The 23015-nt window shown below is 51.3% G+C and carries 20 protein-coding genes; 15 read left to right on the top strand and 5 right to left on the bottom strand.

The features are described 5' to 3' along the window. The first annotated feature begins 134 nt into the window (after positions 1-134). The 7 genes from rsxA to LC073_RS05555 all read left to right on the top strand — a co-directional run bounded on the left by rsxA (position 135) and on the right by LC073_RS05555 (position 7011). Positions 135-710, top strand: coding sequence for an electron transport complex subunit RsxA (gene rsxA, locus LC073_RS05585; RefSeq protein ID WP_020411915.1), 576 nt, complete (start codon positions 135-137; stop codon positions 708-710). A 9-nt stretch (positions 711-719) separates the two neighbouring features. Continuing rightward, positions 720-1334 carry an electron transport complex subunit RsxB gene (gene rsxB / locus LC073_RS05580; RefSeq protein WP_226644614.1) on the top strand — a complete coding sequence of 205 codons (615 nt, stop codon included), beginning with the start codon at positions 720-722 and terminating at the stop codon, positions 1332-1334. Further along, positions 1331-3478, top strand: coding sequence for an electron transport complex subunit RsxC (gene rsxC / locus LC073_RS05575; RefSeq protein ID WP_226644611.1), 2148 nt, complete (start codon positions 1331-1333; stop codon positions 3476-3478). The genes rsxB and rsxC overlap by 4 nt, the downstream gene beginning before the upstream one ends. Continuing rightward, positions 3478-4530, top strand: coding sequence for an electron transport complex subunit RsxD (gene rsxD, locus LC073_RS05570; protein WP_226644608.1), 1053 nt, complete (start codon positions 3478-3480; stop codon positions 4528-4530). The genes rsxC and rsxD overlap by 1 nt, the downstream gene beginning before the upstream one ends. Continuing rightward, positions 4530-5234 (top strand): electron transport complex subunit RsxG, encoded by a 705-nt coding sequence (gene rsxG, locus LC073_RS05565; protein WP_226644605.1) that lies wholly within the window; start codon positions 4530-4532, stop codon positions 5232-5234. Before rsxD ends, rsxG begins: the two co-directional genes overlap by 1 nt. Then, on the top strand, positions 5234-5947 hold the full coding sequence (locus tag LC073_RS05560) for an electron transport complex subunit E (protein ID WP_226644600.1): 714 nt from the start codon (positions 5234-5236) through the stop codon (positions 5945-5947). Before rsxG ends, LC073_RS05560 begins: the two co-directional genes overlap by 1 nt. 353 nt (positions 5948-6300) lie before the next feature. Next, positions 6301-7011, top strand: coding sequence for a TetR/AcrR family transcriptional regulator (locus LC073_RS05555; RefSeq protein ID WP_226644597.1), 711 nt, complete (start codon positions 6301-6303; stop codon positions 7009-7011). A 92-nt stretch (positions 7012-7103) separates the two neighbouring features. Here LC073_RS05555 and LC073_RS05550 read toward each other — a convergent pair whose 3' ends face one another. After that, positions 7104-8258, bottom strand: a complete 1155-nt coding sequence (locus LC073_RS05550; protein WP_226644594.1) for an SO2930 family diheme c-type cytochrome — start codon at positions 8256-8258, stop codon at positions 7104-7106. Beyond that, positions 8251-9552, bottom strand: a complete 1302-nt coding sequence (locus LC073_RS05545; protein WP_226644591.1) for a parallel beta-helix domain-containing protein — start codon at positions 9550-9552, stop codon at positions 8251-8253. Before LC073_RS05545 ends, LC073_RS05550 begins: the two co-directional genes overlap by 8 nt. 259 nt (positions 9553-9811) lie before the next feature. Here LC073_RS05545 and LC073_RS05540 point away from each other — a divergent pair, with 259 nt between their 5' ends. Further along, positions 9812-10300 (top strand): hypothetical protein, encoded by a 489-nt coding sequence (locus LC073_RS05540; RefSeq protein WP_226644588.1) that lies wholly within the window; start codon positions 9812-9814, stop codon positions 10298-10300. Positions 10301-10315: 15 nt separating this feature from the next. Here the strand turns inward: LC073_RS05540 and LC073_RS05535 are convergent, their stop codons facing one another. The 3 genes from LC073_RS05535 to LC073_RS05525 form a co-directional block, all read right to left on the bottom strand. After that, the gene (locus LC073_RS05535) at positions 10316-11131 is read right to left on the bottom strand and encodes an alpha/beta hydrolase (protein ID WP_226644585.1); all 816 of its coding nucleotides are present in this window, start codon (positions 11129-11131) and stop codon (positions 10316-10318) included. 301 nt (positions 11132-11432) lie between these two features. After that, a complete protein-coding gene (locus tag LC073_RS05530; protein WP_226644582.1) occupies positions 11433-12029 on the bottom strand; it encodes a Yip1 family protein in 597 nt (198 codons plus the stop codon). Positions 12030-12402: 373 nt separating this feature from the next. After that, positions 12403-13470 (bottom strand): branched-chain amino acid aminotransferase, encoded by a 1068-nt coding sequence (locus LC073_RS05525; RefSeq protein WP_226644580.1) that lies wholly within the window; start codon positions 13468-13470, stop codon positions 12403-12405. Positions 13471-14058: 588 nt separating this feature from the next. Here LC073_RS05525 and LC073_RS05520 point away from each other — a divergent pair. The 7 genes from LC073_RS05520 (at position 14059) to LC073_RS05490 (ending at position 22978) form a co-directional block, all read left to right on the top strand. Further along, entirely contained in the window at positions 14059-15354 is a 1296-nt protein-coding gene (locus LC073_RS05520; protein ID WP_226644577.1) for a tetratricopeptide repeat protein, read from the top strand. Between the two features lie 165 nt (positions 15355-15519). Further along, positions 15520-16671, top strand: a complete 1152-nt coding sequence (locus LC073_RS05515) for a hypothetical protein (RefSeq protein WP_226644574.1) — start codon at positions 15520-15522, stop codon at positions 16669-16671. Positions 16672-16688: 17 nt separating this feature from the next. Beyond that, a complete protein-coding gene (locus LC073_RS05510) occupies positions 16689-17912 on the top strand; it encodes a hypothetical protein (RefSeq protein WP_226644571.1) in 1224 nt (407 codons plus the stop codon). A 97-nt stretch (positions 17913-18009) separates the two neighbouring features. Next, entirely contained in the window at positions 18010-19563 is a 1554-nt protein-coding gene (locus tag LC073_RS05505) for a tetratricopeptide repeat protein (RefSeq protein ID WP_226644569.1), read from the top strand. A 278-nt stretch (positions 19564-19841) separates the two neighbouring features. Continuing rightward, on the top strand, positions 19842-21932 hold the full coding sequence (locus tag LC073_RS05500) for a PEGA domain-containing protein (RefSeq protein ID WP_226644565.1): 2091 nt from the start codon (positions 19842-19844) through the stop codon (positions 21930-21932). Between the two features lie 13 nt (positions 21933-21945). Further along, positions 21946-22158, top strand: a complete 213-nt coding sequence (locus tag LC073_RS05495; protein WP_226644541.1) for a hypothetical protein — start codon at positions 21946-21948, stop codon at positions 22156-22158. A gap of 25 nt (positions 22159-22183) precedes the next feature. Further along, entirely contained in the window at positions 22184-22978 is a 795-nt protein-coding gene (locus tag LC073_RS05490; protein WP_226644538.1) for a MotA/TolQ/ExbB proton channel family protein, read from the top strand. Positions 22979-23015 lie beyond the last annotated feature (37 nt).

The raw sequence follows: 23015 nt of genomic DNA, 5'->3' as shown, positions 1-23015 counted from the left end.
CCCCCGCGACTCACCCATAATACCGGCCCTGCGCGACATTCGACGGAGCCCCTGGCCGGAGCCTCTCACCGGGGCGCCTCGACTCCGCCAAGGCACTCGCACTATTTTGTCCCTGGGCTTCAACCGGACCTGTTATGACCGAATTTGCAGTCATCCTGCTCAGCACCATCCTGGTCAACAACTATGTGTTGGTGCAGTTTCTCGGGCTATGCCCCTTTATGGGCGTCTCCAATAAACTGGAGACCGCCGTGGGCATGGCCGGCGCCACCACTTTTGTACTCACGCTGGCCTCTATCTGTTCCTATCTGGTGAATACCTATCTGCTCGAACCCTTTGGCATCGAGTACCTCCGTACCATTTCCTTTATTCTGGTGATCGCGGTAGTGGTGCAATTCGCCCGGATGTTTATCGAAAAAACCAGCCCGCTGATGTACAAAGTTCTGGGTGTTTTTCTGCCGCTGATTACCACTAACTGTGCGGTACTGGGCGTTGCGCTGCAAAACACCATGAAGGCCCATACATTTATGCAATCTACCCTGTATGGCTTTGGCGCCGCCGTGGGCTTCTCCCTGGTATTAATTCTTTTTTCTTCCATGCGCGAGCGGCTATTTGCTGCGGATGTGCCGCTACCATTTCGTGGCGCCGCTATTGGCATGGTTACCGCGGGGCTGATGTCCCTGGCATTTATGGGCTTTAGCGGTCTGGTATAGGGTTGCATGATGCTGGACTGGATTTCTGAAATTTCCTCCCCACTGCTGGTACTCGGCGGTATGGCTCTGGTGTTTGGCGCCCTGCTGGGTTTTGCCGCCATTCGTTTTAAGGTGGAGGGGGACCCCCTGGTGGAACAGGTGGATGCCCTGTTGCCGCAAACCCAGTGCGGACAGTGTGGCTATCCCGGCTGCCGCCCCTATGCCGAAGCGATTGTGCACGGCGACGCCATCAACAAGTGCCCTCCAGGTGGCCAGGCCACCATCAACGAGCTGGCAAACCTGCTGGATATGGAGCCCATGCCTCTGGATGCAGAGCATGGGGTCGAAGACGTCAAGAGAGTGGCCTTTATTCGCGAGGCCGAATGTATTGGCTGCACCAAGTGCATCCAGGCCTGTCCGGTGGATGCCATCGCCGGCGCAGCCAAATATATGCACACCGTGATTTCCGACGAGTGCACCGGCTGTGATCTCTGCGTGGAGCCCTGTCCGGTGGACTGTATCGATATGGTGCCTGTGGAAACGCTGCTGCAAGACTGGCACCCACAAAAGCCCGAGGACGGTATCCAGCTAATTGCCACCGACCGTCGCACCCAGCCAACAGATCAACGGGGAGGTGCAGTTTGAACCCCGAAAATGAAAACCAGGCAGCGCTGCAGGAAAAAGACCAACGGCGCGAAGCGGTAGAAGAGCGTCGCGCCGCTCGCAAAGCGCATCTGATTGCCAGTGAAAAGGCACGGGAGTTGCGCCCCAACGATTTCCACGGCGGCGTGCATCCACCAGAAAACAAGAAGCAGAGTACCGGCGAACCCATCGGCAGTATTCCCCTGGCCGAGGATCTCATCGTGCCTCTGCTGCAGCACAATGGCGCCACTGCCCTGCCCCTGGTCAAGCTCGGCGATGAAGTACTGAAGGGCCAAAAAATTGCCGAGGCGGATGGCTTGATCAGCTGCCCTGTGCACGCCCCCAGTTCCGGCAAAGTCGTCGCCATTGAGCCCTGCGCCGTCCCCCATCCCTCGGGGCTCGCCGAGGACAGTATTGTGATCCGCACCGACGGCGAGGATCGCTGGTGTGAACTGCAATCCTGTGAGGATTACACCCAGCTTTCTCCGGTTGAACTGCTGGAGAAAATTCGCGACTGTGGCATCGCCGGCATGGGCGGCGCGGGTTTCCCCACAGCGGTGAAGCTCGACCCCCACGGCGGGGCGGAAATCGACACACTGATTATTAACGGGACCGAGTGCGAACCCTACATTACCGCCGACGATATGCTGATGCGCGAGCGCGCCGAGGAGATTATCGCCGGGGTTGGCATGATCTCTTATATTCTCGATGAGCCCGAACGCGTATTGATCGGGATTGAGGACAACAAGCCGCAGGCGATTGCCGCCATGCGCGAGGCCGCCAAAGGCAGCCGTTTTGACATCGTGGTGTTTCCCACCAAATACCCATCCGGTGGTGAAAAGCAACTCATCCAGATTCTCACCGGCCGCGAAGTGCCCAACCGGGGTCTGCCGGCCAATGTCGGCATCGTCTGTCAGAACGTGGGTACTGCCAGAGCTATTTACCGCGCTGTTCGCTTTGGTGAACCGTTGATTAGCCGGGTAACCACGGTGGTGGGGCAGGCCCTGGAGCGCCAGCGCAATATCGAAGTGCCCATCGGCACTCCTATTCACCATATTCTCAAGCACCACGGTATCCACCGCGGCCAGATGCAAAAGGTGATTATCGGCGGTCCCATGATGGGCTACACCATCGACGATGAGCGCGCCCCTGTAGTCAAAACCACCAACTGCCTGTTGGTGCCCACTAATAAGGAACTGCCACCAGCGCCAGTCGCCAAGGCCTGTATTCGCTGTGGTTACTGCGCCGAGGCCTGCCCCGCTTCACTGCTACCGCAGCAGCTGTACTGGTATGCCCGCGCCGATGAGCGCGAAAAGTTGCAAGCCTATAACCTGTTCGACTGCATCGAATGCGGCGCCTGCTCCTATGTCTGCCCAAGTACCATTCCGCTGGTGCAGTATTATCGCGCAGCCAAAGGGGCAATACGCCTGGCAGAGGAAGAGAAAGAAAAATCCGATCGCGCCCGCGACCGCTTCGAGTTCCGCAAGCTTCGCCTGGAAAAGGCCGAGAAGGAAAAAGAGGCCAAACGCGAGGCACGCCGCAAGGCTGCCGAACTGGCGCGCCAGCAACGAGAGCAGAGCCCCGAGTCCGAGGAGGCCAAAGAGAGTAAACAGCAGGCAGATATTGTCGCCGCGGCCCTGGCACGGGTTAAATCCCGCCAGGAGGACCCCCAGCAGCTGCTCGCCCGTGCCCAGCGCACCTTCTCCAGCGCCGAAAGCCGTGTCGAACGCCTGCGCAATAAACTGGAGGCCGCAGAAGATGGCCAGCGCGACCAGCTGGCGGCCCAACTCAAGGCTGCTGAGTTAAAACTGCAGGAAGCGGAGCACAAACTCACCCTGGCCAAGCGTCGCGCCGATCGCGATCCCGCCAGGGAACCCAGTCAGGAAGAAACCAGCGCCGCCGTACGCGCCATCACCAAAGCGCGTGCCTCCGCGGAGGCCCGCTCTCAAATGAGCGATGCCGAGAAACTCGCCGCAGATATCGAGGCACTGCAGAAACGTCTCGGCAAAGCCGAAGCAAGATTGCAAAAAGCCAAAAATGAAAATGATGCCAATCTAGCGGCCTTTGAGACCGCCTTGGAAAAGCTGCAGAAAAAATTGGAAGACAAGATGCAAGAGCAACAAGCCACACAGGATGGTCGCCAGTAATGTCTCTGATGCGAGCCACCTCCCCCCACGCCCGCTCCGGCGATAACACTGCCAAAGTCATGTTGCAGGTAGCGGCCGCCACTGCGCCCGGTGTTCTGGCGATGGTGATTTATTTCGGCATCGGCGTGCTGATCAATATCACCCTGTCCGTAATTACTGCACTGTTGTGCGAAGCCGCAATCATGAAGCTGCGGGACAGGCCCGTCGCTTTTTACTTGCGGGACTACAGCGCCCTGGTCACGGCGCTGTTGCTGGGTATCGCCCTGCCCCCATATTGCGCCTGGTGGCTGCCGGTGGTGGGCAGCGCCGTGGCCATAGTATTGGCAAAGCAACTGTATGGCGGCATGGGGTACAACCCCTTCAACCCGGCCATGGTGGGCTATGTGGTATTGCTGATCAGTTTCCCAGTGGATATGACACGCTGGGTTGGTGCGGCGGATGTGATCGGTGGCGCACCGGATATCGGCGAGGCCATCTCCCTGGTTTTTGGCAGCTACAACGTCGATGGTTTCACCCGCGCCACGCCGTTGGAAATCGTGCGTCTCAACGAATCGGTGTTGCTATCACAACTCTACGAGATGGAGCCGGTTTTCAGTCAGGGGACTTTTGCCGGAGCCGGCTGGGAAACCATCAGTTTCGGATTCCTGCTTGGCGGGCTTTTTCTATTATTTCGCGGCATTATCACCTGGCACGCACCGGTGGCCATGCTCGCAACCCTCACTCTGCTATCCCTGTTTTTCTACGACAGCGGCAGCTCTCTTTCCGAAGGTTCACCACTACTGCACCTGTTCTCCGGCGCCACTATGTTCGGTGCCTTTTTCATCATCACCGATCCGGTCAGCGGCTGTACCAGTAATAAAGGGCGCCTGATATTTGGCGCCGGCGTTGGGCTCTTCACTTATATTATCCGCGCCTGGGGCAACTACCCGGATGCCGTGGCCTTCGCAGTATTGTTAATGAATTTTGCCGCCCCCACTATCGATAATTACACCCTACCGCGCACTTATGGCCACAAGCGGGCGCGTCGCGCCACTGATCTGGAGGAGCACTGATGCTCAAGCAGTCTATGGCCACCAATGCCGTCGTGCTGACGCTGTTCGCCGTGGTCACCGCCGGTACTCTGGCAGTAACCCAGATCACTACCCGGGAGCCCATTGAGCGGGCAATACGCGCGGCCTCGGCCAAGGCCCTGTTGGAAATTATTCCCTTGGACCGCCACAGCAATGACCTGCTTGTGGACACCTATCCAATTCCCAAGACCTACTGGAAACAGCTGGGACTTACCCAGGGTGGCGACATCAACTTGGCCCGCGAGCAAGACGGCAAGATTTCGGCAGTCATTGTGCCAGCAGTAGCTCCGGATGGTTATTCTGGCCCGATCAAGATTCTGGTAGGCGTCAACCGCGACGGCACCATAGCCGGTGTACGGGTGACCAGCCACAGCGAAACTCCGGGCCTCGGCGACAAGGTGGAACTGAAGAAAAGCAACTGGGTACTTCAGTTCGATGGCCTCTCTTTGAAAAACCCTCCCTCTAATGAATGGAAGGTTCAAAAAGATGGCGGCGTCTTCGACCAGTTTACCGGCGCCACCATTACCCCTCGCGCCGTGGTTGCAGAAGTACACCAAGTCCTGGAGTTTGTCGCCAAACACCACCAACAAATTTTTAGCGCGCCGGTATCCAAGCGGGCCGTCGAAGTGGAAAACCCCGAAGCGGAAAATACTGACGAGGCTCAGCCCAAAACGGAGCAGAATTGATGGCGACTCCCGGTTACGCAGAAATTACCCACAACGGGCTCTGGAAAAATAACCCCGCCCTGGTTCAACTGTTGGGGCTCTGCCCCTTGTTAGCGGTTACCGGCTCCGTGGTCAACGCTATTGGCCTGGGGCTCGCCACCACAGGCGTGCTCACCTGTTCCAACCTGGCGGTCTCCATGGTTCGGCGACAAATGCCCGACACAGTGCGACTGCCAGCCTCGGTGATGATCATTGCCACCTTCGTCACCTGTGTCGAACTCTTGATGAAAGCTTTCACCTATGAGCTCTATCTGGTGTTGGGGATATTTATTCCATTGATTGTCACCAATTGCGCCATTCTCGGCCGTGCCGATGCCTTCGCCAGTAAAAATCCGGTGCTGCCGTCACTGGTGGATGGTTTTATGATGGGTGTTGGCTTTACTGCCGTATTGATTGCAATTGGCGCCGTACGGGAAATACTCGGCCAGGGCACCTTATTTTCGGATATGGACCTACTGTTGGGCCCCATGGCCAAAGACTGGAGCCTACAGGTACTGGGAAATGATTATCCCGGCGTGCTTGTGGCTGTGTTACCACCCGGTGCATTCCTGGTAGCCGGGATGCTGATCGCCGCCAAAAATGCCATCGATGCAGGGATTGAGCGCCGCCGCAGTCAGCAAATCAAAATTGTGCCTGGCTCCAAACGAGTGCGTGTTACTGGAAAAATCTCTTAAAGCCGCCCAACTCAGGCTTTATTCTCCGCGACAATCGTTAAGTGTAGCGAAAGCTATTCGATTGTCGCCGGCCCACATGCCAATCTATCCCCATTTTCCGGTGATCTAGAGACCTGTAATTGGCATATAAATCTTTATTTTCTGATTCGCAAAATTGCCCCCGTTAATTATTGCACCAATTCGAGGATATTCGCGCAGGAGAACTACGCATAAAGCCTCTGACTGGTGCAATCTTCGTGTAATCAAATGTAATAGCTTTATTGCCTCTTTTTGAATTCGTTTGGCTAGAATGGCACGACCGAACAGCTTGCTGGAGCCATCGGTGCCAACACAAAAAGAACAGGGATACTGCTATGACTGTAGACAACGGAAAGTCTGATCTGGTCTATCACGGCCGCCGCGCACAGCGTGCTGACAGCCGCCTGCGCCGCAAGGCCATCCTGGAGGCCACCCTGCGACTGATCGTTAAAGAAGGGATTCGCGGTATTCGTCACCGCGCCGTAGCCCGCGAAGCCAATGTACCGCTGGCTGCGACCACCTACTACTTTAAAGACCTCAACGACCTGATCAGTGATTCATTCACTTACTTCGTTGAGCAGGGGCTGGAAAGCACGCGCCAACTTCAAGAAGAGAGTTTCAGTGCGGCTCGCAATCTCTCCTCACAAGAGCGCGCTTCGAGTAGTAGTCACAAACTGTTAGTGCAACAGCTAACCCGCTTTATCCTCACCCATGTTCGCAACCAAGCAGAAGATCGGGACCGGCGTTTAGTCGAATTGGCCTTCCGCAATGAGGCACTGCGCAACGAGCAGCTGACGCGAGCGGTGCGTATGTCAAACCATGCGAGAGAGTCCCTAATTCAGGAATTCTTCCACTTACTGGGAGTAGTTGACCCAGAAGCCGCCGCACAAATCGCTCACGGCACAATTCTAAAACTGGAATATGAGATTTTAAGCGACTCCATTGCACTGGATTCCCCATTGCTCGAGCGCACGGTAACTATGATGGTTCGTGGCCTGATTCCCGCAACAGCCACTCAAGTTGCTGAGACAGCCGCCTACGGCTGAAAAATAAAGACTATCTCACAGGTTAGCGGCACGGTGCCAAAACATTGTGCCGCCTTCTTCCTTAATTAGCCGACCCGATATAACTCATTTAGCTACGAGCAGTTCCCCGACATTGCCGCCACCCACTGGCGCAATAAGTTCACACCCTCTTCATGTACCAGGCTTCGTCCCAGCTCCGGCATCATCGCACCGGGATCGATAGACTCCACGCGGAAATTCAAAATAGAATGATCCGGCTCTCCTGGCACTATGGCAAAAGCCCGTCCTCCACTGCCGGTACCTGCTGCCACAGGTGGTTTACACAGCCCCATCCTACGCCAATCTGTTTCACCGTAATGTAGCATTAGCCCCGATGTATCGGCAGCACCCGCCGGGTTATGACAGTGGCCACAGTTGATATCGAGGTAAGCGCGCGCCCTGTCTTCCAGCGGTTTTGAAGTATCCACATAACTGGGCTGGCTCGGCAGTGATGCCAGCGCCGGGAGGCCGCGAAGGTATCCCACTTCCTGCCAATACAATAATTGATTTTCTGTGCCACTGCGGTAGGAAAAATGTCTGTTCAGATGGCGAGCTCTCGGGCCGAGTGGCGAAATCTTCTTTCCGGTAAAGTTATCGGCATGGCACCCGGCACACTGATTGGCATCGGGCACCACATAAGTAAATTCAGAAACATCGCCAGAGTCACTCACCAGTTTAAAACGGCTCGTGTCACCAGCAATTTCATAAATCGCTTCAGTTTGTGCCGCATTCCAAATATAGGGGATAGCCTGCCAGCCATCCTGACGCTTTACCAGCAGGCGAGTTTCAACCAAACGCACAGCCTGTAAGTCCAAAGCTTCTCCGCTGTGCCCTTCCAGATAGTCACGAGCGAAGTTCTCGGTTCGTAGAACTGATATTCCCTCCCCTCTTGGATAGTAAAAAGTCTTCGTGAGTACCGTACCCACAGGGTAGTTGAAATGCTCCTCACCATATTCCGCCGAGGTACCGGTGGGCATCCACACGGTTCGCAGTTTATGGGCATAGTCAGTAAAAAGCCCGGTATTTAAATCGTAAGGGAGCACTCTCGCATTGGGTATCAGTCCCCCATCGATAATATTCACTAAATTCCAGTCACTTAGTCTCTCAGGAATAGCATCCTCATTAAATAAGACAACGGGTGAACGAGGCTTATCGCAACCGCTAAGAACAGCTGTAACCGTGGTTACAAGGAGTAGAAGAGAGCCAGTCCAATATTTCCACTTATTCATCCTCCTCCTCCAATATCGCCAAATGATCACCCGCACCCGTCTCTTCACCTGGCAGGTCAAAATCTAGAACAATCTCTGGCAATTTCTCCAAGTGACATTGATGTGCAGAAATATCGGTGGACACATTCTGATAATTATTCTGGAAGTCAATATTTAGGATGCCGGTATCGGCATTATCGATGCAAAGTCTCAGGTGTGTTGGCAGAACGCCTTCAGTCATTTTTTTCGCATCTACAACACCATCCCAAAGAACATCGGGCAAACTGCCTCCCAAACCAAAGCGTGCAACTTTTAGCGCTTTCAGCTCTAGGTGATCTGGTGATGAGCCCCCGCCAAGGAAGTGATTATTGTAGATATAAATTCCTTCTGGATAGGGATCAAAGTCCACCTGTGTCGATTTATCAGTGTAATATCCTGCAGTGAAATAACTGCTCACTACAATATTCGCAGTATTATTATCGGCAATTTTATTATCGAATATTTCAACCCGATCATTGGAGTTAATCACAATACCGGAGCCCGCAGGAACTGCAGCCACAGGAGTTCCCTCATGCCCAAAGTTTCCCACATTATTTTTAAAGATTTCGTTGCTATAGATGCGGGTGCTGTGTCCTGGCTGAGGTAAATTCGGCATATTGAAGACCAAAATACCACCTGTGTTATTCGTTGTTACATTGCCATAGACATCCGCACCAATAGTATTTTCAATTTCTATACCGGCTACATTAAACTCGGCCCGATTATTGCGTACAATCACATTGCGCGATTGCCCAACATAAATCCCAGCATCAGAGGCACCGATAGCTACAGAACCTTCGACCAAAGTATTTTTTGTCTGTACCGGATAAATCCCATAGGCTCCATTTTCTGTAGCCGGGCCATTTGTCCACTCAACGCGGATATTGCGGATTACTATATTTTCCCCCTCATTGATTTTTAAGGCATCACCAACCGTATCCTCTATTGCCAAGTCTTCAATCGTAAAGTCATTGGCATTGACTAACAAACCTTCGGCTCCCTGGATTTGACGTTTAAATGAGAGAATAGATTTATCCATCCCCATACCACGAATAGTGACATCATCAACATTGAGAGAAAGGCTACGATCAATTTGAAATTCCCCCTCGGGAATAACAATGGTATCGCCAGGTTTAGCCGCAATCAGCTGCCTCAATAATTGTTTCTGGAAGCCGATATCTGCAGTAGATGGATTTGATTGCGAGGAACTTTCCTGGCCACAGGCGGAGGCTAGCAATAATGTGATGGCTACCCCCATGTAGGACAAGGTCTTCATGGTTCACCCTTTATTTGAATTGTTGTTAGTAGCTACTTCCGATAGCGATCGGTACGAATGTACCAATTAAGTCGCGCAAAAAAACTTGCTAGGCAAGCTTCTGCATACTATCCGACCCCTAGATACCCATCAAGACACTATTATTAATTGCAAGACCGGATTACACGACAGGCTTTACGATTTGACACTTAATACAACCAACCACTAATCGCTTAAAAGGTGTTGTCTTTCCCTCTTCTCCCTCAAGGAATTATTATTAATGATGGAATTTCGCAAGTTGCTATTGACGCCTTTTCTCTTTATGAGCGGGCAAATTCTTGCTCAAGCCACCCTTAAGATTGAAGTAGAAACTCCCGAGGGATGGCACTTCCATACTCAGCAAATACTGGATGAAACATCCTTAAAAAGTCAGTCCAAGTCCATTTCAGCGCAAACACCCCCCGCTGAATACCAAGCAATCCGCTGTGACGGACCCTGGGGGGCAGTGAAGTATACCGTCTCACTCTCAAGTGGCCCGGGAATTAAAATCCTATATGGAGAAGATGGCCTATATCTGCAAGTTTTAGAATATTCTGTTGACAGTAAAGACAGGGCCATTGAGTCAATGAGCATACAATGCATTGATACCCAGCCGACTCAAATCATTAACGCCATTAAAGAAATTGAATTAACGATCGACAAAGAATCCACTGAACAGGTGGAACTCAGCAATGGCTACATCCTTAAATATCACTACAAACCTGGCTAAACTATCTACATCAAGTTAACTATTAAGAAATTCACCTATACCACTGTATGCCTCTGCACATACCTTTTTAAGTAAATCTTCAACATTTAAAAAGCCATGTATCACACCCTCAAAATGTAGATTTTTTGCAAACCCGCCCGCAGACTTTACTTTTTCACAATAAATTTTCCCCTCATCACACAAGGGACAAAATTCAGCAGTAATCACCAAAGTTCTTGGTAACCTCGCAGTGAAATCCATATATAGCGGAGAAGCTGCCTTCCTACACTGACTTTCACCGAAGTATTTGTCAAAAAACCAGAGACACTTATCCGTCTCCAGAAAATAGCCTGCACCATATTTCTGATAGGATAAGCATCCAGCGGTATAGTCAACGCAGGGATAAATAAGAACCTGCTTTTCAATAGCAATGCTGCTATCAAACTGTGCAAGGTGAGACAATGTGGCTGAGAGCGAACCTCCAGCAGAATCTCCCGCTACAGATAACACCTTACGGTGATCCATTTTTTGCCGAGCAAGAACCGACCAAACTCCACGAGCTACACCGCAAGTATCTTCAACATTGGCCGGATAAAGGTTTTCTGGCGCAAGGCGATACTCCGGCGCCACCACTATATGCTGCGTTGCAATAGCCATTTTTCGACAAATCGGATCATAGGCTTTTACACTATCAACCATATGACCACCGCCGTGAAGAAATAAAAGCACCGGCAATGCCTGATTCGGATTAGGATTAAAGATCCTCACAGGAACAGTGTATCCCGACGTAAAGACCTCATCATCCACTATGCAGTCAAAATTTGGGATATCAGTGACGTACTCCTGAATCATTCTCTCTGCTCGGTCTCGAGAATCAATGACACTAAAAGAACAACCTCTGGCTTTACGCTCAGAAAGGAATTCATTGCACTCCCTAAGGAATTCAGAGAGATTCGGATTTATCTTCCCCAACTTGGACCTCCGAAGAGCAAGAATCTATATTTAATTTTTTGCGCCCCTCAGAAATAGCACAACTTTCTGGTGGCAATGTAGAGTCAAGGAGAAATTAAGGGGATGTTACCAGCCAATCAAAGCGAGACCGGCTGGCATACAACACAAATAGATCATGGAAATTGATCTATGGAGGGAAAATTCAATGAAAAACTGGAGCGGATACATAACTCCAAAACAGCACCGTGCCCACCATAACCATTACAGCGATAACCAGGGAGGCTGTGATGATCGCGCTGGCAAATAAAAAACCACGCTCTTCAGAAACACCCATGACAATTGGAATACCTAGATAAAGCAGATATACCGCATAAGCAACCGCGACTGTAGCGAGCAAAATATCCAGCCATAACACCGGATAGATTCCAGCCACACCCGCCAAAAAAATTGGGGTTGCAGTAAATCCTGCCACCACCACACCTTTCATTGGGTGCGTCTCTGCACCATAAGTCCTGGCCATCCAATGAATAAAATATCCAATGGAGACAACTGCCAACACCATCGTACAGTAGAACACAGCTACCAATTCCAAAGCGCTCTGCCCGGTTATTTTTACCGGATTTCCACTGCCAATACTCCAGCCAACCTGAGTAGTGCCAAAATACCAGGCAATTGCAGGAAATAGCGCCAAAATAATAACGTAGGGAATTTGCCGGCGTAATTTATTCTCGGAAAGGCTTCCAATCAGCTCCCACTGCTTGCGAGGTTGCAGCATAAGGCCGAGCATATGGGTCAACATTCTGTTTTCCTCAGGTTCTGGGGGAACTCTGAGCGCGACCTATCTAGTCAAATTGATCTTGGAACTGCCGGTCAATATGAAGGTACCACCAAGGCCACCCACAAAGCTCCAGTGCGTTTATTCTTGTATCGAATTATTTGTAGGAGTAACAGTCGTTCAAGTCAACCGCTCAATAGGAATTGGCGGAAATGCATACATGCACGTTTCTCGCGGAAACATTTTTAATGAGGATGGTGATACCAAATAACCCCGGACTACCAGACTAAATAAAGAAAGAGCAAATAAAGCGGGATAATATCGGTTGTTTTTTTGCCTATTAAGAAAAAACCAGCCGTTGCTTAGCAGCTGGTTATTTTTAATTATTTGGCTTGGTTCAGAAACACGCGGGTTTAACAGGCTGCATCCAGCCAAACTGGTCCTCCGTTCGCCCTTCCTGAATATCCAAGAGCGCCTGACGTAAGGTTTCGGCCACAGGGCCTGGAGCCCGGTATAGCTCGTAGCAATGCTCTTCATCACCAATAACACTGATTGGGCTGATAATGGCAGCTGTACCACAAGCAAAAGCCTCGGTACAACTACCAGAAGCAATTTGACTGAGTAACCTATCAATAGGAATGGATTCCTCTACGACTTGGTACCCCAGGCTTCTCGCGAGCTCCAATAATGAATAGCGTGTAATGCCCTCCAGAATTGAACCGGTTAAAGCTGGTGTATGCAGTTTCCCCTCGATCACCGCAAAGAAGTTCATGCCGGAAAGCTCATCGATATTATTGCGATCAGCAGGGTTGAGCCATAGGGATTGGTCGAAACCACGCTCCTTTAAGCGCCCCACACTCAATAGGGAAGCGGCATAGTTACCCCCAACCTTGGCATCTCCTGTACCCCCCACAGCGGCACGTGCGTCTTCACGCTCAACCCAAAGACGCATGCTCCCGGAATGGTAGGCCTCTGAAGGACTCGCAATCACATAGAACTCATAGGAGGTGCTGGCAGAGACGGTGAGGTCCGCCTGGGTACCAATTAGAAAAGGCCGCAAATAAAGCGACTCACCACTATTACCGGGTATCAGGTTGGCACAATAGGCCGTTACAGTCCGCACAGCATCAAGAAACAGGGACTCAGGCACCGGGGGCATACACAAGCGCTTGGCGGAAGAGGCCATACGCTCAGCATTTTTCTCTGGACGAAACAGAGCAACACCACCAGCCTGTGTGCGATAGGCCTTCATGCCCTCAAAACACGATTGGGCGTAGTGCAGCACTTTTGCTGCAGGATCTATAGACAGGGGAGCATAGGGAATCAATTCACCCTGGCTCCAGCAGCCATCCTGGCAGGCTGCGCGAAACATCACAGGGGCCATTGCCGTCCCGAAGCCCAACCTCTCGGGCACTTCATATCCACGCAGGCTTACGGCCACTTCGGGGTCGATATAGATGCTCACCGGCACTCTCCTCTCATTCGAATCGGCTGATTATGGCGCCTGTCGCCCAGCAATCCAAATGTGTTGACCACAGCCCCCATCGATTTAGCCTTTTTCACCTACTCAAAACGCACCTAATAGGATGAAAATCCAGATATCACCGCCTGCGCCCTCCAGCTTACAGAGCAATGACTGGTCACATAAATTTACTCTAAAAATTTTTGGCACTTACTTGCCGACCATCGGCACTGCTGTTTCTCCCCAGCTGCTAAACCAAAAGGGTGCTCGCAGGCATCCCGGTAATCTCTTCACCGGTTGGTTGAAGTCTCCGTCACAAACCCTCTGATGACAGACGGTGCTGGCTATACTGTTTAATACGCAGCCAGGAGCGCAGAATAAGCCTCCGGATGCGCCTTCTCTGATGGGCCTATGAGTAAAAAATGACACGGTCCCCAGAGTTGTAACAGAACCACATTTCAGGAGAGAGCTTCCACCGTATCTGTCGGTTTTCGGCGATCGGGCGGAGACGAGATCCACACCCCCTGCGTGATGGCTAAGGCCTATTGCACAGCTGTGGGCAAAGTAAACCGGAATGGAAGTGGTTCAATCGTGACACAGATAGATACCTGCAATCGCCTTGCTATCGGCTTGATGTTTACGGCCACAGCACTGCTGTGTAACGGCGCCATTGCGGCAGATGACGCCACTGTGAGCCAGGACTCCAAGGCCCCTCCTCAGGCCTTTATTGAAGCCGCCTCCAAACCCCTAAAGAAAACCCGAAGACAGCTGCGTCCCTCAGAGGCCGTCGAATATTACCGCGAACGAATCGAAGACCTGGAAGCCGAGTATGGCGCTTACGGTGTCGGCATTGATGAACAGCTGTTAGGCCTAGCCACCGCGCTGCAAAAAGCTGGAGCGCACGAAGAAGCCGCTACTGAGTTCCGCCGCGCAATGCTGGTCAATAGAGTGAATGAGGGGCTCTATTCCCTCAGCCAAATACCGATGATTGAGCGCTTGATAGAAAGCCAGATAGCCTTGAATCAGTGGGAGGAGGCCAACGATAACCAGCAGTACCTCTACTGGTTGTACGAAAAAAATTACGGTAAAAAAGACCCTCGGATGTTGCCCGTCATCAATAATCTGAGTCGCTGGCACCTACAGTCCTATGTCGATAAAAAAGGCGAGACCTTAGTCGAGCACCTGATCAGCGCCACCAAACTCTATACCTTGGCGGTGGATATCATCACCAAAAATTTTGGCTCCAATGATCTGCGACTGGTAGACGCGCTGCGCGGATTAAAGGCTACGAATTACTACCTGGCCAATTACAAAGGAGAACCCCAGGCACCGCTCGTCGTCAATACCAGCTTTGGCGGTGGCCCGGATATCAATCAGCGCAGTATGGTAGATCACTACCGCATGAAGAGCTTTAACACGGGCAAAAAGGCGATTACCCGAATCGTCGATGTCTATCAGAGAAATCCCCAATCACCCCCGGCCGCATCGGCAAAAGCAAAAGTTGAATTGGGCGACTGGTATATGATGTTCAATAAATGGCATTCCGCACGTCGCACTTATGGTGAGGCTTATAAATCACTCTGGGATAACGGTGCCTCAAGCGATGAAATTGATGACATCTTTGGTCGCCCCATCGCTCTTCCCGCCCTGCCGATATTGGAATCAGAGAGTAAGGCCTTGGCTAACTCACATATCACTGTTTCATACGATGTCACTGCCTTTGGCAAAGCGCGCAATATTAAAATTCTCAGAGCCTACCCATCCGATAAAGTACAGATTCGTTCCAAGGTGCGAAACATTCTTCAACGCGCCAAATTCCGGCCACGCTTCGAAGATGGTGAAGCCGTGGAAACTCGCGGCATCGTTCAACGCTTCGTCTTCGATTAAGTATTTTTCTTTACCGCCATTGGCTGATGGTTATGAAGAGCGCGCAAATAATCAAATAACAACTACTTTTAAATTTCCACACCAGCCATTTTCTGGGCAGCCAGGGAGTCGTAGAAATTTTTCTACGGCCTCCGGCATAACGCCAAGCCCTTTAGGAGAAAAGAGATGACAACTCGGAAAGCGGTACGAAAAAGTCACCGCCAGGGCATTAGCTGGCACACTCTGTTCTCTGCCGCTTTGCTGACCACGGCGATTGCTGGATGTAAGAGTCAGCAAACCCAATCGCAGCCGCCTGCAATGCCATCGATGCCCTCTTCCAGCTCGCAATCACAGTCACAATCTCAGTCTCAGAGCAGCTCCTCATCCAGCAGCAGTTCTCAGAGCTCCAGCCAATCACAATCTGCAAGTAGCAGTAGCGGGCAGCCAGGTAGCCGTTCTAAGAGCCAACCTAGCGCAAATATGCCAACGGCGCAGAGGGAATCTCAGCAAAATTCGGGAACGGCTTCCAGTGAAGATCAGCGTTCCTCCCGAGACCGCTCGCCGGGAGAAAATATGCCAACGGCAGATTCCCGGAGTGGCTCTCCCTCTTCCCCGGTCTACAGCGATTCACAGGAATCCCCTGATGAACGCCGTATGCCTCCAGATCCCTCCTCGGGACAAGATGGCACCCCACCAGATGAGGTCGATTTCTCCGAGGAGGAGCAAACCGCCTCAGCTTCCAGTGCCTCATCAAGCAGCTCCGCCTCCAGTAGCTCGGCCTCAAGCAGCAGTGCCTCCGCAAGTGGGCAGCCCAGTAACAGCTCCGCTCGCGCTGGCAGCGCCCCCAACGAGGCCCCGAGCACCACCGCAGAGAGAGTCGCAGAGCTGGAAGGTCGCTTTGAATCCACCATGGTGAGCTACGATGGCATGATCCTGCGTGAACGTGACTATGTACGTAACAGACCCGGCTCCGCGACAAAAGAATCCGAAGAGGAGGCAATGGACGAAGCGCCACCGGGAGAATCACTGGAAGATCTGATTGAATCCGCAGAAGCTGAAATCCCGGCACCTCCGGGGAGCGGAGCTTCCAGTGGCGGCAGTCCTCAGCAAAACAATTCCAGCGGGCAAGTGACAGGCCCCGGCTTACCCACAAAGGGTCGCCAGGGGGAGTACAACCACACGGGATCTCAGCCGGTGGTTCCCGCAGACATTCCCAACGGTACTGATGACGATGTAGTGGCGCGGCAAATTCGTGAGGCGGCTACACGGGAGACCGATCCTGAGTTACGGGAAAAACTCTGGGAAGAATATCGAAAATATAAAAATGCGACGAAGTAGTTACAGAGGACGCATAGATGGCACTTTTAGCTCGAAACAACTACCGCTTTTTGCAGGCTGCACGGCTCGCGATCATAACCACCGGATTACTAATCACGGTGCTTAGTGGGTGTACCACAACCGAAGTGCGAACCACCGCTTTTACTCCCCTCACCATTGAGGACAAAAATATTGCGGAAGAACGCCTCTTGGACGTAGGCGTTATCCAGTTCGATCCAGGCATTGATACGGTTGAAGTTGACGAAGACACATTGGTCTTTCCCGAGTTGCGTCAGGCTGAATCCCGTTTTATGGCGGTTACCCTAGCAAATTCACTGCAATCCAGTTTGGGGTGGGGCGCAGTAAGGGTTATCCCCTCTGCCCGCACCAATATTGATGTGACCGTTTCTGGAAGGATTATCCAATCCGATGGTGAAACTCTCACCATGGAAGTAACGGTTACTGATTCACGCGGTCAGCGTTGGTTTACCAAAGAATATTCCGAATACGCATCCCACTACGCCTATGATCGTAAGCACCCAACCGAAGGGGATGCCTTTCAGGGAATCTACAACCAGGTTTCCAATGACATGTTGAATTATCGGCAGGGTTTATCCAACCAGCAAATTGCCGAAATCCGCACTATTTCTGAAATGCGCTTCGCCAGAAGCTTTTCCCCAGAGGCCTTTACCCGGTATCTGCAGCAAAGCCAAGAGGGTATTTATTACCTGAGTGCCCTGCCTGCAGCAGATGATCCCATGTTACAGCGAGTGCGAAAAATCCGCGAACGCGATTACCTGTTTGTGGACACACTTCAGGAGTACTACGGAACCTTCGCCAAAACAATGGAAGTTCCCTATCAGGAGTGGCGCGCACGCAGCTATGAAGAGGTGCGACAAATGCGCGAGCTCAAACGCAAAGCCCGCAATCACACCATCATGGGAGCCGCAGCCATTATCGGTGGTATCGCTGCTGCCGGTGCGGGCGGTGGCAGCGCCCAGGCAGCGGGTCAGGTTGGCATTGGTGCTGGCGGCTACCTGATCAAGAGCGGATTTGATCGTCGCGCTGATGCCAAGATGAATCTGGAGGCTTTACAGGAGTTGGGAGATTCTATGGAAGCTGAAGTGGAACCACAAATTGTCGAACTGGAGGACCGCACTGTGACCCTGAGCGGCACTGTAGAAAACCAATATCGGCAATGGCGAGAAATTTTAAAGGAAATTTATGAAGCCGAAACCGCTTCTTCCGAAACCAGCATATGAAATAGAAATGCTACCGAGGTAAACCGGTCAGATTTTTTAATCTTTAGCAAGCACCCAAGATCTTCGCTGGGTAACTGAATAAAACGGCGGAACCATTATGCAGCACCGCAATAACGCCAAGGAAGATTCAACCCCAATCGAGCCCGCAGAGTTCAGCTTTGGCGGCGAGGAAGCTCGAGTAACCAAAAATACCAGCCATCAAGCGGATATACTGGGCAAAGAAAATTCCTACTGGCCCTTTGTGTTAGGTGCCATCATGCTCAGTGGTCTGGTAGGTGTTTTTTGGGGACTTCCCCAAGTTGTGCATACTCCGAAATTACAGCCTGATAAAACCACAGTTGCCAAGACTAGTACCACCCCTGATGAAAGCCCAGCTCAAGCATCGCCTTATTCCGATGCCGAAATCATGCAGCAACGCAGGGATGTACAAAAGATCCTGCAAGAGATTCTTACGGTCAAAGAGGAATTGAAGGAGCGCCAGGTAGAATTATGGGCATTCGAAGATTTTTATGCTGCTGAAGACTTGTCTTTAAAGGCCGATAGTATTTATCGGAAAAGGCAATTTAAGCAGGCTTTGGAAAAGTACCAGGAGTCTCTGCAAGCATTGGAAACATTGCGTGACAGTATTCCAGAGCGAATTGAGGCACACCTTGCAGAAGGCAAGCGCGCACTAGACGCAGGCGAAAGGGATTCCGCAATGACCGCGTTTAATCTGGTCCTCACAATTTCCAAAGATCACCCAAGAGGTCTAAAGGGCAAAGAGCGCGCCGATAAATTACCTTCTGCTTGGTGGAGATATATTCAGGCGAAAGATGCCTACTCAGCCTCCAACCTGGACCAAGCCAAGTTATCTCTGAAAAAATCACTCTCGATTGACCCCGAAACCCCTCAGGCCCAGGCATTGCTGGCGAAGGTAGAGGTAGAAATTACCGAGAGGGATTATCAGAAAGCGATGTCTGCAGGTTATGCAGCCATCGCCGATAAGAATTACTCATCAGCAAAACAGTTTTTCAATCAAGCCCAGGCGTTAAAACCCAGCGCCAAGGCGCCTGCCATTGGTCTAAAACAGGCTAAAAATGGCGTGGAACGGGAAAAAATTAATAATTTATTAAACGTAGCTCGCTCACAGGAGCAAAAAGAATCTTGGCATGAAGCGCTAAGCAGTTATACCGCTTTACTGAAAAAAGACAGCAGCCTGGTCGCTGCGGTTACAGGTAAGGCGCGATCTTCAGCCAGGGCGAAATTAGATGATCAATTACAAGAACTGCTCAAAGATCCACTCACTCTCAGCGAGGGCAAACGCAACCACTTTGCCCGCAAAGTACTCGCTGATGCCCGCAAAGTAAATGCACAGACACCCCGTCTCGTCCAACAAATAGACGACCTGGAAAATGCACTCACCCAGGCATTAATCCCTCTGCCCGTTCGCTTCAAATCAGACCGTAGTACCAGTGTCACAATTTACCATGTAGGACGTCTCGGTAATTTCGATCAACGTGAAATCGCTTTAAAGCCCGGTCGCTATACCGCAGTCGGTACCCGCGATGGGTATCGGGACGTCAGGCGTGAGTTTATCGTTAAGCCCGGAAAGCCTGTTACCGAAGTAGTCATTCAGTGCGCCGAGAAAGTAAATGGCGCTAATAATAGCTGAGTACAAGAACCCTTGAGTTTTAAGAAAATCTAATAAATCGGATATTCGCAAGGGGCGATACCTACCTGGAATGGATCACTAGATTGATTCTCAGGACAAGAGGTGTTCCGTGACAAACGGCTCGCTGACTTCCATCCCTTTGGTAGCAGCGAGCTAAGCTTTGTTTCACACAAAAAACATTCACCCCAGCCTAGGTGGCCGCTGCATGTTGGTATCTATTTCATCGGTGCCAGGTTATTGCGATAAATCCATAACGACACAGCAATAGGGAAGCATAAATGGCAGTGAAAGAAGCAATCCCTGTCCGCGATGAGAAACCTACAGTCGATGAATCCCCTCTCATCGAACCCATAGGGTTTACACCTGTTCAGATCAGCTCTACCCGAGTTCGCCTGTTTTTCTCCAAACGCGCGCTGATTGTGGTGGCCTGTTTGCTGTTGAGCCTTTTGGCGTTGGTATATTTAGTTGCCGCCCGATCCCTGATATTTGAAACCGTGCCTCAAAACGCGAATGTCAGTATTGAAGGCTTCGCTTTGCCATTGGGAGAAGGGCACCTAGTGCTTCCTGGCAGTTACAATTACACCATCAGCGCAGAAGGGTATTTACCCAAGACTGGTGAAGTGGAAGTCGGTAGTGATGGACACAGCCGTCACTTGGTGACACTGGACAAACTTCCCGGTCACTTGCAAGTTGAAACAGACCCGCCAGTTCCGGTCAAAGTGTTGATCAATGACAGTGAAGTCCCCAATAAAAATGGGTTGGTTGAGAATATCCGCCCAGGTTCACTGCGAGTGACCGTTCTCTCCGATCGCTACCTGCCTTTTACTCGGGAAATTAAAATTGAAGGGCTAGATAATACTCACAGGCTGGAGGCCAAACTGCGCCCTGCCTGGGCCAATATACGTATCAGTAGTAATCCCCCTGGTGCCACTGTCACAGCCGAGGGAAAAATTCTCGGTACTACACCACTCAATACAGAATTGGTACAGGGCGATAGAGTGGTCTCGATTTCCCTACCGGAATATAAAACTGTCGATGTCCCTATAGCGGTCACTGCCGGTGTGGATCAAACACTACCCATAGTAAATCTCGGCCCAGCCGATGGCCTGCTGCGAGTGGTCACAAATCCAGAGGGCGCCAGCGTTACGGTGGATGGCGAATTCCGCGGTCACTCGCCTCTGGAGCTTGAGCTGACATCAGGACAAATTCACAGACTACGATTTTTTAAAGATGGTTATGCTTCTGTCGAGCACACCATCGACCTCTCCGCCGGTAAGGAACGAGACCTCAGTGTTAATTTAAATGCCGTATATGGAAGAGTATTTGTAACAAGTGTTCCCTCTGAGGCAGAAGTTTATATTGACGGGCAATACGCGGGAAAAAGCGGCCAGACATTCAATCTCCCCACCAAAAGTCACAGTATTGAAGTCAGAAAAAATGGTTACCAGCCATTCGACACCAGCGTAATCCCCAGCGATAAATTGGAGCAGACAGTACGCGCTGTATTGCTGACCAAAGAGCAGGCTCGCTGGCAGCAGGTTCCATCATCTTACCGTCACGCTGCGGGTGGAACCATGAAATTAATGCGTCCCAATGCCGTATTCACCATGGGTTCCTCACGCCGAGAACAGGGTCGCCGTGCCAACGAGGTGATGCGCCAAGTTTCTCTCAACCGCCCTTTTTACGTTGGCACCACCGAAGTAACCAATGGCGAATTCCGGCGTTTTAAACACATGCACACCTCAAGGCATGTCAATGGAGTTAGCCTGGATAATGACAATCTTCCCGTCGTCAATGTCAGCTGGGCCGATGCTGCCTTGTTCTGCAATTGGCTCAGTGAGCGCGACGGCCTAAATCCCGTCTACCTGACCGAGCAAGGAAAAATTGTTGGATTTGACTCAGCTGCAGACGGCTACCGCCTACTTACAGAAGCCGAGTGGGCCTGGTTGGCCCGTTATGACAAGGGCACTATGCGTAAATTTCCATGGGGCGATGAACTTCCCATCGGCGACAACTCCGGAAACTACGCCGACACTCACGCCGAAAAACTTGTGCCGGCTGTTTTGCGTACTTATAGCGATCGCTATGCGGCGACGGCACCTGTCGCCAGTTACAGCCCAAATCCCCTCGGTATCTATGACCTGGGTGGCAATGTTTCCGAGTGGATTCACGATCTATATACCATTGGTACCGGACTCTCATCGCGCGTGGAAGAAAACCCCATTGGGCCACAAGATGGTGACTACCATGTAATTCGGGGCTCCAGCTGGCGTCACTCGGGTTTAACCGAGCTGCGCTTATCTTACCGCGATTATGGTGAAGCCCCCCGCAACGATATTGGATTCAGAGTGGCTCGCTGGATTAATTAAGGAAGGAGAGAAGATGTTTAGGATCATCTTAGTACTCATCATTCTATTACCCTCTTATCTTATTGCCCAAGAGAAAGAAGACACCGATGAGATAACCGTTGCTCAAGCGAACAAGGAAAAACCAGAGAAAAATAAAGAGAAACGTAAGAGTAACCGTTCTGACGACTACAAATCCTCAGAGGAAATCTCTGAAGATTTATCCGTTTCCTATCCTGTGGATATTTAGAAGAGAAGCCGCCAAGGGCACCACCATGAAATTTAAATCCTCAGATTTTATTTTCCAGATATTCGCGCTGCTAGGATCCATTATCCTGGTTCATGCAATTTATGTTGCCATCATCCGCCCCAATGCAGACGCCCTGATAGAAGAGCAACTCGCTCGAGAGGCGGCCGGGGAAACCTATATTCAGCAACGCTCAATGTACATTGTAATGAGAGATTACGAACAGGAAGCCTGTTTTGTGCTGATGCTTTGGGCCATGGCAATCATGGGCCTAAAAGCACGCCGTAGCATGCGAGAACGTAAATTACTCGACAAAGCCCTGCTCAATATCAGTGAAGGCACCCCTATATTACCGGAAGATACAAGAGACTTATCTCGCCCCATACAGGCCTTACCCGAAGAAGAGCGCGGTTACCTCGTGCCCAGAGCACTGCTCACCGCCCTGCAAAGATTCGGATCGACCAGAAATGTGGCTGCAGTTTCCAGCTCAGTTAAAGAAGTGTGCGAAACAGAGGGGGATCGGCTCGACTCAGAACTGGCGATGGTTCGCTATATCACCTGGGCAATACCCTCTATTGGTTTTATCGGAACCGTACGCGGTATTGGCGAGGCGCTATCTCAAGCCCACAAGGCTGTGGAAGGCGATATTGCCGGCGTTACCGTAAGCCTTGGTGTCGCCTTTAACTCCACTTTTATCGCCCTCGTGATCAGTATCGTCATTATGTTTTTCACCCACCAGTTACAGCTTATGCAAGAAAGGCTGGTACTGGACACACAGAATTATTGCGATAACCGCCTGCTGAGGTTTCTAAAAATCAGCTAAATAGCATCAAAATCATCATCTCGGATATTGGCCACGA

It is taken from the genome of Microbulbifer variabilis (genome assembly GCF_020524905.1).
Lineage (GTDB): Bacteria > Pseudomonadota > Gammaproteobacteria > Pseudomonadales > Cellvibrionaceae > Microbulbifer > Microbulbifer variabilis_A.
The sequence above is the reverse complement of the archived record's forward strand: the minus strand, read 5'-3'. Positions and strand labels throughout refer to the sequence as shown.

Bases quoted from the DNA above. Each gene is read 5' to 3' on its own strand.
- LC073_RS05510 (WP_226644571.1), top strand. From the start codon at position 16,689: ATGGCACTTTTAGCTCGAAACAACTACCGCTTTTTGCAGGCTGCACGG.
- LC073_RS05545 (WP_226644591.1), bottom strand. From the start codon at position 9,552: ATGAAGACCTTGTCCTACATGGGGGTAGCCATCACATTATTGCTAGCC.
- LC073_RS05505 (WP_226644569.1), top strand. From the start codon at position 18,010: ATGCAGCACCGCAATAACGCCAAGGAAGATTCAACCCCAATCGAGCCC.
- LC073_RS05530 (WP_226644582.1), bottom strand. From the start codon at position 12,029: ATGTTGACCCATATGCTCGGCCTTATGCTGCAACCTCGCAAGCAGTGG.
- LC073_RS05550 (WP_226644594.1), bottom strand. From the start codon at position 8,258: ATGAATAAGTGGAAATATTGGACTGGCTCTCTTCTACTCCTTGTAACC.
- LC073_RS05560 (WP_226644600.1), top strand. From the start codon at position 5,234: ATGGCGACTCCCGGTTACGCAGAAATTACCCACAACGGGCTCTGGAAA.
- rsxB (WP_226644614.1), top strand. From the start codon at position 720: ATGCTGGACTGGATTTCTGAAATTTCCTCCCCACTGCTGGTACTCGGC.
- LC073_RS05540 (WP_226644588.1), top strand. From the start codon at position 9,812: ATGATGGAATTTCGCAAGTTGCTATTGACGCCTTTTCTCTTTATGAGC.
- LC073_RS05490 (WP_226644538.1), top strand. From the start codon at position 22,184: ATGAAATTTAAATCCTCAGATTTTATTTTCCAGATATTCGCGCTGCTA.
- LC073_RS05500 (WP_226644565.1), top strand. From the start codon at position 19,842: ATGGCAGTGAAAGAAGCAATCCCTGTCCGCGATGAGAAACCTACAGTC.
- LC073_RS05555 (WP_226644597.1), top strand. From the start codon at position 6,301: ATGACTGTAGACAACGGAAAGTCTGATCTGGTCTATCACGGCCGCCGC.
- LC073_RS05535 (WP_226644585.1), bottom strand. From the start codon at position 11,131: ATGATTCAGGAGTACGTCACTGATATCCCAAATTTTGACTGCATAGTG.
- rsxD (WP_226644608.1), top strand. From the start codon at position 3,478: ATGTCTCTGATGCGAGCCACCTCCCCCCACGCCCGCTCCGGCGATAAC.
- LC073_RS05515 (WP_226644574.1), top strand. From the start codon at position 15,520: ATGACAACTCGGAAAGCGGTACGAAAAAGTCACCGCCAGGGCATTAGC.
- LC073_RS05495 (WP_226644541.1), top strand. From the start codon at position 21,946: ATGTTTAGGATCATCTTAGTACTCATCATTCTATTACCCTCTTATCTT.
- rsxG (WP_226644605.1), top strand. From the start codon at position 4,530: ATGCTCAAGCAGTCTATGGCCACCAATGCCGTCGTGCTGACGCTGTTC.
- rsxA (WP_020411915.1), top strand. From the start codon at position 135: ATGACCGAATTTGCAGTCATCCTGCTCAGCACCATCCTGGTCAACAAC.